This window comes from Sporosarcina sp. FSL W7-1283, from assembly GCF_038003105.1.
Classification (GTDB): Bacteria; Bacillota; Bacilli; order Bacillales_A; family Planococcaceae; genus Sporosarcina; species Sporosarcina newyorkensis.
On sequence record NZ_JBBOOL010000001.1, the window covers coordinates 1,986,026 to 2,004,054 of the forward strand.

19 protein-coding genes are annotated in these 18,029 nt (G+C 41.1%); 1 reads left to right on the top strand and 18 read right to left on the bottom strand.

Annotated features, from left to right (window positions below):
• Positions 1-8: 8 nt before the first annotated feature.
• From MKY93_RS09830 to MKY93_RS09880, 11 genes are all read right to left on the bottom strand, one after another.
• Positions 9-164 carry a hypothetical protein gene (locus tag MKY93_RS09830; protein WP_340758925.1) on the bottom strand — a complete coding sequence of 52 codons (156 nt, stop codon included), beginning with the start codon at positions 162-164 and terminating at the stop codon, positions 9-11.
• On the bottom strand, positions 161-445 hold the full coding sequence (locus tag MKY93_RS09835; protein WP_340758926.1) for a BMC domain-containing protein: 285 nt from the start codon (positions 443-445) through the stop codon (positions 161-163). The genes MKY93_RS09830 and MKY93_RS09835 overlap by 4 nt, the downstream gene beginning before the upstream one ends.
• On the bottom strand, positions 442-723 hold the full coding sequence (locus MKY93_RS09840; protein ID WP_340758928.1) for a EutN/CcmL family microcompartment protein: 282 nt from the start codon (positions 721-723) through the stop codon (positions 442-444). The genes MKY93_RS09835 and MKY93_RS09840 overlap by 4 nt, the downstream gene beginning before the upstream one ends.
• Before the next feature lie 31 nt (positions 724-754).
• On the bottom strand, positions 755-1,042 hold the full coding sequence (locus tag MKY93_RS09845; protein ID WP_340758929.1) for a BMC domain-containing protein: 288 nt from the start codon (positions 1,040-1,042) through the stop codon (positions 755-757).
• Between the two features lie 12 nt (positions 1,043-1,054).
• A complete protein-coding gene (locus MKY93_RS09850) occupies positions 1,055-2,563 on the bottom strand; it encodes an aldehyde dehydrogenase family protein (protein ID WP_340758930.1) in 1,509 nt (502 codons plus the stop codon).
• Between the two features lie 53 nt (positions 2,564-2,616).
• Positions 2,617-2,907 carry a hypothetical protein gene (locus MKY93_RS09855; RefSeq protein ID WP_340758931.1) on the bottom strand — a complete coding sequence of 97 codons (291 nt, stop codon included), beginning with the start codon at positions 2,905-2,907 and terminating at the stop codon, positions 2,617-2,619.
• A gap of 12 nt (positions 2,908-2,919) precedes the next feature.
• Complete coding sequence (locus MKY93_RS09860) at positions 2,920-3,654, bottom strand: HAD family hydrolase (RefSeq protein WP_340758932.1); 735 nt, start codon at positions 3,652-3,654, stop codon at positions 2,920-2,922.
• Positions 3,651-5,051, bottom strand: coding sequence for an ethanolamine permease (eat, locus tag MKY93_RS09865; RefSeq protein ID WP_340758933.1), 1,401 nt, complete (start codon positions 5,049-5,051; stop codon positions 3,651-3,653). Before eat ends, MKY93_RS09860 begins: the two co-directional genes overlap by 4 nt.
• 98 nt (positions 5,052-5,149) lie before the next feature.
• Positions 5,150-6,172 (bottom strand): phosphotransferase enzyme family protein, encoded by a 1,023-nt coding sequence (locus MKY93_RS09870; protein ID WP_340758934.1) that lies wholly within the window; start codon positions 6,170-6,172, stop codon positions 5,150-5,152.
• A gap of 41 nt (positions 6,173-6,213) precedes the next feature.
• Positions 6,214-7,464 carry a class-III pyridoxal-phosphate-dependent aminotransferase gene (locus MKY93_RS09875; RefSeq protein WP_340758935.1) on the bottom strand — a complete coding sequence of 417 codons (1,251 nt, stop codon included), beginning with the start codon at positions 7,462-7,464 and terminating at the stop codon, positions 6,214-6,216.
• A gap of 97 nt (positions 7,465-7,561) precedes the next feature.
• On the bottom strand, positions 7,562-8,368 hold the full coding sequence (locus tag MKY93_RS09880) for a DeoR/GlpR family DNA-binding transcription regulator (RefSeq protein WP_340758936.1): 807 nt from the start codon (positions 8,366-8,368) through the stop codon (positions 7,562-7,564).
• 475 nt (positions 8,369-8,843) lie between these two features.
• Here MKY93_RS09880 and fabG point away from each other — a divergent pair, with 475 nt between their 5' ends.
• On the top strand, positions 8,844-9,605 hold the full coding sequence (fabG, locus tag MKY93_RS09885; RefSeq protein WP_340758937.1) for a 3-oxoacyl-ACP reductase FabG: 762 nt from the start codon (positions 8,844-8,846) through the stop codon (positions 9,603-9,605).
• A 596-nt stretch (positions 9,606-10,201) separates the two neighbouring features.
• On the opposite strand, the gene MKY93_RS09890 is transcribed toward fabG, so the two are convergent.
• From MKY93_RS09890 to MKY93_RS09920, 7 genes are all read right to left on the bottom strand, one after another.
• Positions 10,202-10,660, bottom strand: a complete 459-nt coding sequence (locus tag MKY93_RS09890) for a type II secretion system protein (RefSeq protein ID WP_340758938.1) — start codon at positions 10,658-10,660, stop codon at positions 10,202-10,204.
• 120 nt (positions 10,661-10,780) lie between these two features.
• Entirely contained in the window at positions 10,781-11,233 is a 453-nt protein-coding gene (locus tag MKY93_RS09895) for a type II secretion system protein (RefSeq protein WP_340758939.1), read from the bottom strand.
• A 117-nt stretch (positions 11,234-11,350) separates the two neighbouring features.
• Positions 11,351-12,562, bottom strand: a complete 1,212-nt coding sequence (locus MKY93_RS09900; protein WP_340758940.1) for a type II secretion system F family protein — start codon at positions 12,560-12,562, stop codon at positions 11,351-11,353.
• A 2-nt stretch (positions 12,563-12,564) separates the two neighbouring features.
• Positions 12,565-13,602 carry a type IV pilus twitching motility protein PilT gene (locus MKY93_RS09905; RefSeq protein WP_340758941.1) on the bottom strand — a complete coding sequence of 346 codons (1,038 nt, stop codon included), beginning with the start codon at positions 13,600-13,602 and terminating at the stop codon, positions 12,565-12,567.
• Between the two features lie 11 nt (positions 13,603-13,613).
• A complete protein-coding gene (locus MKY93_RS09910) occupies positions 13,614-15,278 on the bottom strand; it encodes a GspE/PulE family protein (RefSeq protein ID WP_340758942.1) in 1,665 nt (554 codons plus the stop codon).
• 15 nt (positions 15,279-15,293) lie between these two features.
• On the bottom strand, positions 15,294-16,709 hold the full coding sequence (locus MKY93_RS09915; protein ID WP_340758943.1) for a VanW family protein: 1,416 nt from the start codon (positions 16,707-16,709) through the stop codon (positions 15,294-15,296).
• Positions 16,710-16,741: 32 nt separating this feature from the next.
• A complete protein-coding gene (locus MKY93_RS09920) occupies positions 16,742-18,004 on the bottom strand; it encodes a hypothetical protein (RefSeq protein WP_340758944.1) in 1,263 nt (420 codons plus the stop codon).
• Between the last annotated feature and the right edge of the window lie 25 nt (positions 18,005-18,029).

Below are 18,029 nucleotides of genomic sequence, written 5' to 3' on the forward strand. Positions count from 1 at the left end.
CAAACTCATTAGGTAGATACAGAATCCGGCGGATAGATTACAGCAACACATACTTTTACAAAAACTATTACGATATCGGCACCGACCTGTACTTTTCCAATAACTTTCACCGTCCTAGTCATCGTCTCTACCACTTGATCTTGTTCATTAACCCTTTTTCTCAATCACTTTGGGCTTTAATTGGCATTATATGCTTCATATCATCAACTGGCCTTGGAATGGTTTTGAAAGCAATCAAAGCATTCCCTAGGTTTGCTATTTCAGCACCATAATCAATCGCCAGCTGAACCGCACTTATCTCACCTTCAATGATAATCGTATAATATATTTCGCTAACATCTTCCCGTGCCAGTACTCGAATATCCGACATTTTCAGCATTTCATCGGCAACGAGAAGAGAATGTGCCAAACCAAACGTTTCTATTATTCCTACTGCATTAGTCATAACCAATCACGTTCTATTACCGAATCGACAATGCCAATCACCAGAGCATCAATAGGTATTTTCTTGTCAGAATCGATAAAGGACGCAGGGGATCCTTGCGTTACGATAACTCGATCCCCTATTCCTGCTCCTATTCGATCAACAGCTACAAGTGGTGTTCTTGCTATTACGCCTTCCAGGTTTGACTCCAACGGTTGGATGACTAGTAAGGTCAACCCTGTAAGTCCTTCCTCTTTGCGAGTCGCCCATATATTCTCAATTACTGTGCCAACTAGCATCTAGTATCGTCACCCTTCTCTGGATCATTTATCATCCATTTGCCTGTGGCAAAATACTGATCAGTTCATTGTGTGGACGTGGAATGACATGCACAGACAGTAGTTCACCTACCCGCTGTGCCGCCGCGCTTCCCGAGTCTGTCGCTGCTTTGACTGCACCGACATCGCCTGTTACAAGAACCGTTACAATACCGCCGCCAACATGTGTTTTCCCTAGAATTTGCACGTTTGCCGCCTTGACCATTGCATCCGCCGCTTCCAATGCCGCCACCAATCCTTTAGTTTCTATCATTCCAAGTGCACCATTAATTTCCGCCATTTGAATTCCTCCTTATAATGTTTTGTTGATTTGCTGTATGATGTGTCGAACTGTGTCTGGCACATCCGTCAAGTCTATCGTGCTTTTACTTCCCTGTATTTCTCGCAGCGCTTGATTAACAATCAGCTCAATTTTCGTCTCTTCGCTTCGTTCTTTCATCAACTCAACCGGCTTATATTGAGCAGGCATCATTTTTGGGAGCTTCATGTCTTTAATTCCAAAGGCAATTCGCTTCGTGTTATATAAATGACGAGCTGTAATATTATCCGAAGAAATATTACCGCCATATGATCCGCATCCTAGCGTCAATGATGGCATTAGCGCAGTTGTCACACCAGCCGCTCCAATTGAAGCCATCGTATTCACCATAACTCGAGATACTGGCATCACATCCCCATAGCGATGTGCAAGCCCTTCATCGGTTGTATGGATCGAGCAGCTATGTCCACGACCAATAAAATTTAAGAGTCCTTGGCAAATTCGGAATGCTTCTTCATCACTTTCTGCGGTGTAGAAAGGAAAGATTGGAGCCAGCTTCTCTAAAGAGAATGGGACATCCATTCCAATTCGTGTCTCTTCGGCAATCAATACACGAGTCCCTATCGGCACATCTATGTCTGCCATTTCAGCAATCACCTCTGCGGAACGGCCAACAATTTTAGCGTTCAACTGTCCCTCCCTGGGAGCAATGATCTTACCTAACCTCCGCTTTTCTTGTTCATTCAGGAAATAAGCACCATTATTGCGTAACTCCCTCATGGCCATTTCCCTTACATTACGATGAACGACAATAGATTGCTCCGTAGAACAAAGTGTACCGTTATCGAACGTCTTACTGTCTACAATCAGCTGTGCCGCTTTTTTCACATTTGCAGATTTTTCTATATATACCGGGCCATTGCCAGGGCCAACTCCATATGCAGGTTTGCCCGAACTATACGCTGCCTTGACCAAACCACTGCCACCTGTTGCCAAGATCAAGTCAATATCAGGATGATGCATTAATCGATTTGTCGCTTCCATAGATGGATTCATTATCCAGCCGATCAATCCGTCCGGAGCCCCTGCTTCCACTGCTGCATCCGCACAAATTTTCAAAGCTTCTACTGTACATTTAGCCGCTGTTGGGTGTGGACTTACAACAAGGGCGTTTTGTGCTTTCAATGCAATTAAGGTTTTGAAGATGGCGGTTGATGTCGGGTTCGTTGTCGGACAAACAGCCCCTATGACTCCGAATGGATAAGCAACTTCTGTCAGTTTCAATTGATGATCTCTACGGATGACACCTACTGTTTTTTCATCCTTAATTGATTTATAAACACCCATTGACCCAAGTTCATTCTTAATTTTCTTATGTTCTATGACACCCATTCCAGTTTCTTTGACAGCCATTTTAGCAAGAGTTTCAGCTTGCGCGTAAGCGGTTTCTGCAATATGCTTAATGATTGAGTCAGTTTTCTCCTGATCAAAAGTACTGAATTTTTCTTGGGCCGCCTTGGCCTGGCGAATGGTTTTTTCCATCTCTTCTACTGCGTTGATAGGAAACCCTCCTTTCTATAAGTAATAAGGAGCATTTAGGTATGCGAATGAAACCTCACTTGATTAGCTTCTTCCACGGACTGCGAGACCACAATGCTAAAATGATTTGTTATTGTATTCCACTTTTGAATTTCATGTGTTGTCAAAGATTGCATTCCTTGATTCATCTCGCCGTTGGTCTTGCCATCCTTTGTCAGTATAGATTCACTAATTTTGTCCCAACGACTTAATTCAGCATTGGTCAAAGACTCACTGTGGTTCGCCCCTTCCTCTCCTATTCTTTCTAGCACCATCTTCGTGATTTTTGCTATTAATTCGGGGTTCATCTTGTCACCTCCTTATTCACTTCCGAGCAATTCGCTATAACTACGTATAATATAATCTGCTTCCTGTAAATGCTCTGCTTTTCCTTCCGTATAGCTCGCAATACCAATTGTCATCTTGAGACTAGAAAGCTTGCCTAATTGAATATCCGCGCTTGTATCTCCGATTATGGCAGCTCTCTCCAAATTAACCATATAAACATCGCGGGCAAGATAGGCCATATCTGGAAAAGGCTTTCCCTTTTCCACCAGATCACTACCGATTATAAAATCAAAGTAGCTTGCCAACTGTAAAATTTCCAGTTGCTTCCTTGCTTTGTCTGTGTCATCTGCAGTCAACACCCCAAGCTTTAGACCTCTGCCTCGCATCTCAGCAAGCAGATTAGATATTCCATCTACGATCTTTAGATCTTTCGAACAGTTCTGTCTCTCATCGGCATATGCGATGCTCTCTCCCGAATAAATAATTGCCTTATCCCAAGCCACCCCCTTTTGAAAGAGAAGAAATGCAAAAATAATGATACTTTCTTGAATAGAAGCGATCGCAAGGGGACTTTTCGGATCGACGCCTCCATCCGAAAGGTTCACCCCAACCGCACGCTTCGCTTCATCAATTGATATATCCATTTGCATCCGTTGCAAGTAGCGAACTGTATCTTCAACCCAGGGAATCCAGATCGAAGGTAGGTCGATCAATGTACCGTCTTTGTCAAATAGTACGGTATCTATTCCTTGTTCCCAGATGTTCATCGGATAATTTCCTTTCCTAACCCTGGTTCAGGCAATGGAATTTCTAAATCTTCCACACTAGAGAACTGTTCTTCTGGCGCGTCTGCATTGATATTATGACGAGCCCAGACGAAATAATAAATAATAGCAAAAACAAACACAGTAATACTAATGAAGAAGAAAGGCAGATTCGCGAAGAAGCTCGCAAATAAAGCGATGCATGCCAAGATCATTGATACTATTGGCATAAATGGAAATAATGGCGCTTTATAAGGGCGTACCAAGTTCGGCTCTTTTTTCCGTAATATAATAAGAGAAAGATTCATCGAAATGTAGGATATCAAAGCCCCAAAAGTTGCGATCAAAATCAAATCATCTGGATTAAAGGATGCTACTAATGCCAATCCAATAAATCCAGGAATGATGATCGCCATGTATGGAGTACGTCGAGTCCGGTGTAGCCTTGAAAAGATTTCTGGCAGATACCCTGCGCGTGATAAGGAAAAGACTTGCCTAGAATATGCCAGGATGACTCCAGAGAAACTAGCGATTAATCCGACGAGACCAATAGACGCAAGCATTTGAGCCAACCAATACGTATTTCCGAACGCTGCAGCAATGGCCGCCGGCAAAGGATCTTCTGCTGTACTCAATTGATTGAAACCACTTATTCCAATTGCCACTGTAGTTGTCAAAACAGACAAGATAACAAGCGTGAACATGCCAGATAAAATCCCTTTAGGCATATCCTTTTTCGGATCTCGGGTCTCCTCTGATAACATTGGCAACATTTCGATTGCTAAGAATAGCCACATGGCAAACGGCAGTGCTGCCCAAATCCCTTTAATGCCTCCCGGAATCATTGCTTGCCCTTCGCTACCAAACAAGTTCTCCACACGAATTTGAGGTAAACCCACAAAATACATTAGCACTAATAGAGCAAGAGCAATGAACACTAGAATCGCTTCAAGCCTAGCGTATTCTTTCACTCCAATTATATGGATGATCATGAAGAAAACGTACATAACGGCTGCAGAGACAATTGGATTGACCATTGGGAACAGGAAGTTGATGTAAGCCCCGATTCCGATAGCGATAACTGGTGCTGCGATTACATATTGCAAGACTACACCCACGCCGGTAATGAATCCGACAAATGGTCCCATTGCCCGCCTGGCGAAAGAGTAAGGGCCGCCGGCATATGGTAAAGCTGTCGAAAGCTCAGATATTCCGAACGCCATGAACGTATACATGACTGCCATGACCCCAACTGCAATTAACATGCCCACATAGCCCGAAGTACTTAAACCGAAGTTCCATCCGAAATAGTTACCTGAAATAACGATTCCAACACCGATCACCCATAAGTTAAAGGGAGTAAGCGTCTTTTTCAGTTCCAAGTTCTCTTTTTCATTCATGGCAATGCTCCTCTTCGCGTTATTTAATTTTGTTTTCATCAACTTCCGTTAATCCATTTTTTTGATAACACCCAATTGAAAGCGCTTACTTTTTATTCTTAATTAAATTTTTCGAGATAGTCCTTTGCCATTTGATCCGTCTGTTCTGAATACTCTGCTCCTAGCTCTGCTGCCGTTTCATTGTCACGACTGCCAATCCAGGCAATAAGCTGCATTCTTCTCATCATGATAAATGTTGGAATCTCGTTCACTTCTTCTTCAGATAACTTTCGTACAGACTGATAGCCTTCGAGCCATGCCTCGATTAACTTAGGTACATAGCTACGATGCTCTATGAAAGTCAAGGATGCAGCGAAATCATACAAATACCAGCCAAAACCACTATCGTCAAAATCAATAACCTGCACAAGCTTCTTTTCATTATCTATCAGGAGATTCGCATGACGTAAATCCGCATGGATTAACCCGAAACGTTCCCGGCCTTTTCCAAATTTCTCTAACCGTTTCTCAATGACGGTCGATACACGATTTAATAGCTCTTCGCGCTCAGGGCTGATACCTTTACCGTCTTGCCATCTCCCCCATTTCGGATTATCCCCTATTAAACTTTCATAGTTCCAAATGGGTCGTTTGATTTGGTTGAATCGTTCCCAATTCCGAATAGAATGTTTATGAAAACAGGCTGTTGTTTTCCCAATCTCCTTAAATACTCGAACCAATTTATCTTCATTATCTACATCAGGGGTTTCTCCTTCCAAAAAAGTGAAAAGAACGCAGTGGTATTCACGGTTATTTTCATCCAATGTAACAGATTGTAAGTATTCGCCATTGGAACCTGGTATAGGCTTCGAAACAACTACTTCTGTATCAGCATCAATTAATTGCAGCCATTTAACTTCACTTTCAATTTCTTCCTTCGAATGATAATCGGGACGACAGACTCGTAATATTCGCTTTTCATTAGCTTCTAAATTTTTTACCAAATACGTCGCATTTTCCGAATAGTCTAGAAGTTCAACAGTGAAATCATCAAGCCCATCATATAATTCCTTCGCCCTCTGTGAAACCAGATTAAAAAACTCTACAGGCGACTCCCATGTGTTAACGCCAGTATTGCTCATACCAAAACTCCTCCTTTTCACATTTTGTATTGCCTTGGATACTATATATTACGTACAACTTGAGCTATACTTGTTTCTACCCGATCCAGCAAGTCATCACAATAGCGTTGGTCTAGTAAAATACCAGGTTTAAATTGAAGGACTTTTGTGTCCAGCATCGAGTAAATTGCCCATACACCATTATCATAAAGTGCGCGCATAACATCTTTTGCTCCATCAGGTTTGCTAAATTCGAGTCCGAGAATGACTCCTCTTTGGCGGATACCTGTAAAATAATCTGCATGCTGGTTTTTGATTCTTTCTAACCCGGCTTGTAGATAACGGGCAACGTATCCCACGTTTTCCACAACTTCGGGTCGCTGTGAAATTTCCAATACTTTCATAGCGACGACACAACCAAGTTCGGAACCACCAAACGTAGATATATGAGCAAAACCATCTTCATTCATCCATTGCCCAACCTTTTCACTGACAACTGTAGCTGCAATCGGATAAATCCCACCACTGAGGCCTTTAGCGGTTACCATAATATCTGGTTTAATTCCATGATATTCAAATCCCCATAACCTTCCTGTACGGAGCAAGCCAGTTTGAACTTCATCTGCAATGTAAAGAGAACCGTATTTCTCACATAGGCGTTTCGTGCCTTCTAAATAGCCAGGTTCAGGAAGAGGAAAGCCATATGTAGCTGGAATGGTCTCGATGATTACCCCTGCAACATCTTCCCATGACAACACTCTTTCCATTGCTTCCAAGTCATTGAAGATAACATTGACGACTTCATCCGCATTCCCCTCGCTCAGAAAGGGTTTAGAATAACGTTCATTTCCTAAAGAGACGGCAATACCTGTGTGCCCATGGTAAGCATATTTGACAGAAACTATTTTTTTTCGCTTCGTAGCATAGCGAGCACTTTTAATTGCTACGTCTATCGCTTCGCCACCCCCGCTTGAAAAGATGGAATATTGCAGATTATCTGGTGTACATTGATTAAATTTTTCAGCCAACTGTGCTCTTGCAATAGAAGGAAAGTGATGATTCCCAATGTCGAACTGATCCATCGCATTTTTAAGTGTAGAAATGATCTCGTGGTTTCGATGGCCAAGATTATAGGTCCCTCCATTCAGATGTAAATCCATCAATTGTTTACCATCCATGTCATACAGATAGTAACCTTCCCGTTTGCCAATAACCAAATCTACTCCGTCACGTTGCCACTGCTTCGTTTTACCAGGATTCCAATACTGTATTGATTTATCAAGCACAGATGATTTACTAATATTTTCGACCATTTTCTCTACCTCCATCTTTTGTCAGAATTAATCCTTCCTTCTGCACAGCTGCCATGATCCCTGAAACGCTGATGTGAAAATCCATCGGGTTAAAATATCAGCATATTTCTCGATTAAAATCCAGCACTTGCTTCGCCTCTTCTGCTATAACCAATTCAATCTCATTCTCGGTAAGGACGTTCTTCCATTCCTCTGAACATTGCTTATCTGTAATAATCATCGAAATAACTGACAACGGACAAATATGAGCAAACGTTGTTTTACCGAATTTTGTGTGGTCTGCCAGAATAATCGCCTCGTCTGTACGATTCATCATTTGCTTGGAACTGCTAGCCCCTTGCAAGTCATAATCCGACATGCCGTCATTGATGGATAATCCACCCGCTGCAATGAATGACTTATTCGCCTTCAATTGGCCGAGGACTGATTCTGAGAGAGGACCACTAGTAAACTTCTGATCCGCTTCATATTCCCCGCCAATGAAGATGACTTTCCCATGAAAATGATCCATCGCCAGCAACAAGACAGGTATGGAAGGCGTAATGACAGTTACGTTTTTCTTATTTGCTAAATACCGAACAATTCCTACGGGTGTAGTTCCATGTCCAATAATAATGCTGTCTCCGTCCTCTACCAAATCCGCTGCCGCTTTGCATATTGCTTGCTTTTCAAATGCCATAATATCCGTCTTCAAGTCAAACGAGAGTTCCAAAGACGACTTTTCTTTGACAGCTCCTCCATATACTTTTTTCAGGACGCCCTCTTTTTCCAATCTATCTAGATCGCGCCGAATTGTTTCTCCAGAAACTCCTAACTCATTCGACAGATTACGAACATATACTTTTTCATCTCGTGTTAGAGTTTTAACAATTACTTTTTTTCGCTCTTCAAATGTTAAAGACATCTACATTATCTCCTATCTATTTTTCTCTAATACACACCTCGCAATTCCCAGTGTAATCGTCTTATCCTAAAGAATCGACTATAACTCTCAACACAAGATGTGCTTTGTTGTTGAATCTTTGTGGATTTAAACCATAATATCATCTAGTATTTTCTAAGTCAACTAAATTTTCAAACTATTCTAATTGATATAAAGTAACATTATTAAGAGTATCAATTTCTATAAATACTATTTTCGAAGAAGTATTATACATCTTTTATTAATTATAGTTGATTACCAACTATTTTTTACTCTTTTTCTACTCAATCTAGTTTTAATTAAATTGTCAGAATACATAAAATATATTGTTGACTACACATGATAAGAGTGCTAGCATATAAGAAATCAACATAATTCAACATATATAATATAGGTTGAAAGTTAAATCATAAGAAATTCTTTTGAAATATAAATTATAAAGAGGAGTGGTTGTTAAATGAGAAAATTTGAAGGGAAAACTGTAGTAGTGACAGGTGGCAGCAAAGGGATTGGGAAAGGAATCGCAAAGGTATTCTCCCATTTAGGAGCCAATGTAGCGGTCCTTGCTCGGCATTTGGATGAAGCAACTAATGTTGCGGATAAGTTGCAAAATGATCATAATTATGTAAAGGCTTACAAGTCTGATGTAACTTCACTGAACTCATTAGAAAAGACCGCAAAAGCAATTTCCGATGACTTCGGAAACATAGATATTGTTTGTGCAAATGCCGGTATATTCCCCTCATCTTCGATAGAAGAGTTAACTGAAGAACAATGGGATTACGTCCAAGACGTGAATTCAAGAGGAACTTTCTTTACAGTCAAGGCATTTCTTCCGTATGTAAAGAAGGCAGAGGCTGGTCGTTTCATTATTACCTCCTCAATCACCGGACCTATTACGGGATATTCAGGTTGGTCACATTACGGCGCAAGTAAGGCAGCTCAACTCGGTTTCATGCGAACAGCTGCTCTTGAACTTGCCAAAGATGATATAACAATCAACGCTGTCTCACCTGGTAATATTATAACTGAAGGCTTAGACGGGTTAGGCGAGGACTATCTCAGCGCTATGGCGGCAGCCATTCCGTTCAAACGTTTAGGAACAGTTGAGGATATTGGGTATGCTGCAGCATTTTTCGCTTCAAAAGAGGCAGGATTCGTGACAGGCCAGACCTTGGTTGTTGATGGCGGACAGATCCTCCCTGAGAGTATTGAATAGAACGAATAGAGCGGGAGGATCGACCTACTCTCGTCTACTCACACCATCGTAGTCATCGGAATTTATATAAACATTATACCACGATAACAATCGCGGATTTCAGTATATACAGACTTATATAGCGTTTAATCTATTCTACCTTAACTCTTCAAAGACACATCTGTCGTATTCGTAGCGCAAATTAGCCGAACATCAAAAAGACCGACTACCTTGCGAGCCGGTCTTTCTATTTATTATTAGGAAACCACAATACGCTAACAGTCTGCATATCGTTCTTTCACTTACTTCAACCGTCACTTTTTATTATAAGAATAACATCTGAGCTTGGTTCAAGCTGATCATTTCCATCCGCAAGACTTTTAGCGCTCAATCAGCGTCTCGACAAATGTTATGTTCAATATAATTGTGTGAAGATATGTTATGCATTTTCATCTAAATTTTCACTAAAATGTGTGGTGCACAGAAATTTTTAGTAAGATTCGAAAGAAAGGACATGTTATAGACTCTCCTACCAACAGCAGAAAGTTATGAAATTTAGGTAACATTGTTTATAACAAATTGCAATAATGAAAGTAACCAAAGTTAGATAGTTACTTTTACTTTATCGGTGGCGTGAGCAAAGGATCTCCACAAGCTTCATTACCTACGTGTAGATCATTATTGCTGTTTACAATTTCTTCTGCTGTTGCATTATAGAAAGTAACCTTACTTCTTCCTTCGGTTCGCGCACATATTTTTGCAGGCGTAACATTTGTTATATAAGAAGTATTGTTTAAATAGCCTCCCCCACTCATATATCCTTCATTTATCAAGTTAGGGATAGTTGCAGCTTGATACTCACGACCATAATCAACTGGCGTTTCAGCAAAGTAGAGTTGGGCTGCCTCTAGAGCAATTATTGCTTCACTTTTCGCCGCTTTAATCCGGTTATTTTCGACGATTTTTCCTATTGCGGGAACAGCGATTGCTGCTATGATACTTAGTATGACGATAACAGCGAGAAGCTCAATCATAGTTAAGCCTTCTTCCCGAAAAAGTAAACGTTTGCTCTTCATGATAAGGATCACTCACTTTCACAAAATCATATAAAAAAAGAGGAGGAAGAACGTCTACTAGACAGGACTTCCCCCATTTTTAAATAACGAGATATTATATTTTCTTTATATGGATTCTCATTAGGATGCAGGCAGTGTTTTATTACCAGACTTACTTCCTTTTTGTTCATCAGAGTTAATATCATCTAAAGTAGCTGTATTAAATGTTACTGTTTTTCCTCCAGCATATTCTTCTGATGTACCGTTAATAGTTACTTTCTTTTCAGACGATTTAGCAATAGTCATAGCAACGGTTAATTTTCCTTTGTTTTCTAGATAACCATCCTCTACAAGCGTTTCAACTGTTATGCCAGCCTCTGGTGTTTTCGTATTTTCCGAGTAGTACATATTTGCTGCATTTAAGGCATTTATTGCATCAGCTTTCACTGCATTATACTTAGTATTCTCAATAATATTCCCAATAGCCGGCACCGCAATCGCAGCAATAATCCCCAAAATAACAATTACCGCAAGTAACTCAACTAACGTCAAACCTTTTTCATTTTTCAATTTCTTTTGTAGAAACTTTTTCATGTAGTTTCCTCCTCTTTTTTCACTTACTCTATGAATATAGTATAGCAGACGAATTAGGAAATTAACACTAGTAATATCTAAAAAATACACATTTCACAAAAAAAATCATAATATCCATTACAAACTATCTATTTGTTCAAACATACTAAACATCGGAATCATAATTGCCAAGACGATAGTCCCTACTATTGCAGCCAGAATAACAATCATAATCGGCTCTATGAGCGCCTTTAATCGGTCTGTTGCTGCTTCTACTTCCTTCTCATAAAAGTCCGCAACTTTCGCTAACATAGAGTCTAAAGAACCAGTTTCTTCACCTATCGCAATCATATGCGGAATTAACGGAGGAAATGCCCAGTGATTCATCATCGGCTCTGTTAATGATCCTCCGCGTTCCATTGATTGTCTGGATTGACCAACCACTCTTGAGATCACTTCGTTTCCTATGACTCGCTCCGTCATGGTAAGCGCCTGTAGAATCGGTACCGAGCTCGAAAACATCGAACTGAGTGTACGTGTCATCATTGCCAGTGAGGATTTTTTGACGATATTTCCGAATATAGGCATCCTCAATAAAAAAGAATCTAACATATATTTTCCTTGCGGATTGTTTCGCAACAATAGAACACCCACTACACTAGCTGCCACCAGCAACACCAACAAGTACCAATAGTTTTGCATCCAATCACTTGCCGCCAGCACTAAAAGTGTCAACCAAGGCAATTCCCCTCCGATACTATCGAACATATCGACAAACATCGGAACAACGAATGACAACAGAAAAATCACAACACCGAGCGCCAAAATGCCTACAACAACTGGATAAGCCATAGCAGACGTTACTTTCTGTCTAGTTCGGTAAGCTTTCTCGAAATGATCTGCCAACTGATCGAGCGATTCATCGACTGTCCCGGAAACCTCCCCTGCACCAACCATATTCAAAATCAATGGTTCAAACGCTTTCGGATGCTTTGCCAATGCGTCTGATAATGGTGTTCCGGTGCGCAAGTCCTCCTGCACGGCGTTTAGGATCTTCCTAAATGCAGGCTGTTCGACTTGCATGGCCAAAATTCGAACAGCGTCCACAATCGTTACGCCAGCCTGCAACAAAGTAGAAAACTGACGCAAGAACATGATCAATTGTTCTCGTTTGACAGGACTACCGATTGTGATGTCTTTTGTCAAAACAGTTTCTTTCTGCTCCACAATACTGACGACTCGAATGCCTTGATTCTTCAATTTTACCGCCGCATCCCGTTTATTTGTCGCCGTGATCGTGCCGCGACGGATCGATTTCGCGTCACGTCCTTCATATGTAAAACGCGCCACGGTCAATCATCTCCTTGCAAGTATGGTATCGCGACCTCATACGAGATGATGCCTTGCTCCATGAGGCTTTTGACCGAATGATCCATCATATGCATACCGAGCGCACGATTCGTTTGGATGACGTTCGGAATCTGATGTACTTTTTCAGAACGAATCAAATTTGAAACAGCTGGATTGTTGATCATAATTTCTGTAGCGGCACGTCGACCGTCTTTATCCATCGTTTGAAATAAACGCTGCGAAATCACCGCTGCCAACACACCCGCCAGCTGAACACGAATCTGTGCCTGTTGTCCATGCGGGAACACATCGATAATCCGGTCGATTGTAGAAGCTGCACTCCAAGTATGCAAGGTTGCAAGCACCAAGTGACCGGTCTCCGCCGCAGTAATCGCTGTGGAGATCGTCTCCAAATCCCGCATTTCACCAACTAGAATGACATCTGGATCTTGACGCAATGCTGCACGCAATCCATCCGCAAACGAAAGTGTATCAAAGCCAACTTCACGCTGGTCAATAATCGATGCACCGTGATCATGCATATACTCAATCGGATCTTCCAACGTAATAATATGCTTTCTCATCGTTTCATTCATATAGCGTATCATTGCGGCAAGTGTTGTAGATTTCCCTGAACCTGTGGGACCTGTCACTAAAATAAGTCCTTGCGCTGTACCCGAAAGATTCTTTAACGTCTCTGGCATCTGCAGATCGTCGATAGTCGGAATTTTCGTCGGAATGGTCCGGAATGCCAATGATATCGCTCCGCGTTGCTGGAACGCATTGACCCTGAAACGTGACACATCTGAAATTTCATACGAGTAGTCGATCTGACCCGCCTCTTTAAAGTCTGGAACCACTTTTTCAGGAATTGTTTGATAAGCGATCTCTCGTGTATCTTCTTCCGTCAATGGAGTTTCACCATAACGTTTTAAATCTCCATGAACACGAAAGACTGGAGGTACGCCAACAGTCAAATGAATATCAGAAGCCTTCATTTGAAATGCTTCAGTTAATAATTGATCAATACGTATCGGCATCACACACACCCCTATTCAATCAAGGCCACTCGCAACACTTCCTCAGTAGTTGTAATGCCCTGCTTTACTTTATCTAAACCATCATCAATCAAGAAAATCGTATCGCTTTTTTCAGCAATATCCCGCAATACACTTGGCGAGGCATTGCGATTGATTGCATCGCGCATCTCGGCATTGATGATCAACACTTCATGAATCGCAATTCGTCCTCTGTATCCCGTCATATTACACGCCGCACAGCCAGCTCCTCGATTGATTTCCTCAATCTCCATGCCACGCCGAGCAAAAATCTCTTTCTCACGAGTTGTAGCTGGCTGACGTGCCCCACAATCTCGACACACTCTCCGAATCAAACGTTGTGCGACTATCGCATTTAATGAAGCCGTCAACAAGAATGGCTCTACCCCCATATCAAGCAACCTCGAAATGGAAGCCACAGAATCATTTGTATGAATCGTACTGAGCACTAAATGCCCTGTCAACGAAGCGCGAATCGCAATTTCTACAGTCTCTTTATCACGGATTTCACCAACCATGACGATATCCGGATCTTGCCGCAAAATGGAACGTAAGCCGGCCGCAAAAGACAAGCCCACTTTAGGATTCACTTGGATTTGATTGATGCCTTCGAGCTGATACTCAACCGGATCTTCTATCGTGATAATATTGACCTCTTCATTATTCAGACGATTCAGCGAAGCATACAATGTGGAAGACTTACCCGAACCCGTCGGACCTGAAATCAAAATAATGCCGTTAGGCTTTTCGATTTCTTCTAAAAAGCGCTGTAAATTCGTATGGCCAAAACCTAGCTTGGCCAAGTCGTTCAGCGAGCTGCTTAAATCCAATATCCTCATAACAATTTTTTCACCAAAGACGGTAGGTAAAGTAGATAAACGGATGTCGATCGGTCTAAAATCGATGGTTACTTTAATACGGCCGTCTTGGGGAATACGTGATTCGGTAATATTCAAATTGCCCATGATCTTAATCCGCGCAATGAGTGTGGACTGCAAATGTTTCGGCAAGACGCGTTCTGTCTGCAATTTCCCATCGATACGGAAACGAATGACCACTTGGTGTTCTTGTGGATCGATATGAATATCACTTGCTTTCATTGAAACAGCACTCGAAATGATTTGATTGACGAGACGGACTATTGGCGAGTCGTTGTCAACCAATTCTTCCTGCTGTTGTTGCTGTTGCTGATCTTCTGGTTCTTCAAAAGTCAGATCTTCGAAAAGTTCATCATCATAGTATCGAGTGATCGTTCGAGTAATATCGTCTTTTGAAGCGATCGCTGTTTCGATATGGAAACCAGTCGAGAGACGTAAATCTTCAATTGTATTGTAATCCATCGGGTCCGCCATCGCGACGAATAATTTATCGCCATCTTTCTTTAGCGGCACAATCATTTTCTGCTTAGCCAATCCTTTTGGCACGATATTGAAGAGTTTCGGGTCAAACGGATACCTGTATAAATTGACGTGCGGGATTCCAAGCTGGAACTCCAACACTTCAATCAGCTGTTGCTCAGTAATGTATCCACGCTGCAATAACGCATCACCAAGTCGTTGTTCTCGCGGTTTGTCTTTCAACGTACTCATTAGCTGTTCATCAGACAATAAACCCGATTCTATTAATAAATCCCCGAGACGTTTTCTAGTACCAGCCATCTAAATCCTCCTTCATCAATCGATCGGATTCCCGTTTTCATCGAACTTTATAATATTTCCGCCTTTGTCGTAAATGATTTTATCGTCTTCTTTACCGCTAGCGGAGCCTTCTGAAGCATTAGAGTTTCCAGAAGGTTTTCCTGAAGATGTCCCGGTTCCTGTAGTATTACTTTCAGAATTGCTTGGGTTCTTACTTGTATTGTCCGATCCCGAACTGTCTGGATTTGCGCTGTTTGATCCCGAGCTACTATTCCCATCCTGATTTGTGCTGTCAGAGGGATTCTCAGCCTGAACCAAATGATGGCGTTCAATTCTTGGTTGAGGCACGTAGAAATCAACAGACACGTCTTCATACTCTTCAAGCGAACCGTTCAGCAACACTTTTCGTTTTACTGTTGCTTCCAATCCCTTTTTTCCGACCTCCAACGTTTCCACACTACCTGGAGAAACAAATGCACTGTAGCGAATGACCGTTTTGGGCTCATATGTGGTCAATTTCTCCACTTCCGGTTCGTATGTACGGACAAAAGGTAGCCCTTCTATCGTCAACTCCAATTGAGAGTTTGTCCACTTCGTATGAATGGTAAAAATAGTTTGATTCGGATTCGAAAACATAAAATCCAAACCAAGCTGACGATTAATCGCCGCTTCAAACCCTGGCTGGACTTCAGCTGTCAGTTCACTGCTGATGTTGCGTTCATCAATAATCCAGTTCGTTTGAAGGGCCGCCGTGTATAACATCGAGGCCATGATCGTCAACTGTTCATCACTCGCACCGGCCGATTCTTTTCCTTCCAAAATCTCCATAAAAGAAAAAGTGGTATTTGGTTGAATTTCCGTACCATTCAGATCTTCCATAATCAGGCGTAACCCTTTTGGTAGTTCATTGATTGAATAGGTGGAAGAAGCCAAAGTTTGCGTTTGTGAATATAAATTCGGTACATACTCCGGCAAATGAATACGCTGCGGCATAATCCCGCTGCGCACATATTCTTCTATTTTAGTAGCGACTGTATCTACTTCATCTTCAGAGAATGCCAGCGAATCAAAATTCTGCTTCAAGACCGTTCGCAAACCATCTCGCGATACACTCGCAATTAACGAATTATCCTGCCCTGAAGCAGCCTGACTTAACGTGGAATCGACATCAAACGTAACGACTTCTGAAGGTACCTCCACGGACTCATCCTGCACAAGCAATTCCACTGAAAGATTCTGTTCTAGATCAGTGAAATCTGCTACCAGCTTTTCTTTCGCCTTTTTGTGACTCTGTCTAGAAATATCAAAAGGTCCGACGTATGTGTGTTTGCCGAAACGTTTGATATTCGAGAAGAAGCCATCGCCTGCGTAGGTGTCTTGGACGAATAGAGTGGATAGGGCTAGGAGGGCGGCTGCCCATAGTAGACTTATTGTGTATAGTTTTCTTTTCATTGGGTAGTCACCTTTTCTAAATATCATTTCTATTACGATACATAATCCACATTGACTTCTGGCGGTGGCCAATTCGAATCAAGAATAGGACTATTTGGACCCGTTTGATTGTCACCAACACATTTTCCAACTAATTCTTCGACACTATTTACTCTAATAATATCTGACTCGTTGATTCCTTGTACCGTTCCCCAAACATAAACTTTACTTGAAGCATCCTTTGTCAAAGATTTTACAACATGGATACTACCAGCTACACACATCTTAGAATTATTACTTAGCGTTAGATGATCATTAATTTTGATTGCACCACGTTGCACAATAGAAGAATTGTTCATTTTTACTTGGTCAAATTCAGAGCTATTATTTATGAATAAATCCGAGTTTTGCAAACCCTGGCCATTCATATTTTTTGCGCTAAATGCTCCATCAGTATATATAGTAATATTATTTAAACTATTAATGTTTTTAAAGGTTATTGTATCTTTACTATAAATAACTGAGTTCTTTAAATTAAGATTATTTTCATTCTCAGAAGTGTGTCCATTGGGAAGGTACAAATTTGTTTTATCCATTTCACTTAACCTAGTTGAATTGTCACCCACACAAGTTTTATTCTTTAAATTATTATCGCATTTAGGATGCACGACGTCAGCAGGGTACAATTGATACAAATTGATTTTACCTTGCTGCCCACTTGACGAACCTGAATTCCCGTCATTTGTACCATCAGATGGATTTAGACTAGGGAGTTGAAAAATCATTTGTATCTCCATTTTATTTTCATGCAAATTCCCTTCATTAGCACCTTTCTTAATTCCAATAACTATCCCGTTCACTTTTACTAATTTTGCTCCGGCATCTATAGCTCTGATACTTATATTCTCATAATAAATATCACTTTCAATCTTATTTTTTTGTTTCTGTTCAACAATACCTTTATTTAATTCATTAATAAACTGTTGCTTAAATGAATTGTAAATAGCATTTTCTTGGTTTTTCAATTGAGTCGAAGTGAGGTTATCACTATTTTGATATAGTTTATCAATTTCACTTTGAGCGCTATTTATCAGCTCATCTTTCTTTCCATAGAACGCATTTAAAACAGCAGATTTATAAAGATCTACTCCCATTTCTGAGGCAACGACTGCTAAATGATTAGAGTCTACAATCTTCTCTTGCTTAGCGTTACTTAGCGCTCCTCTCATGAAAACAGCACTAACGATCATAATAAATACAATTAGGAACAAAACTAAAACCAATGCGTATCCTTCCTGACTTTTCAACTTTCTCATAGCCAGCACCGCCTTTAGAGAGACT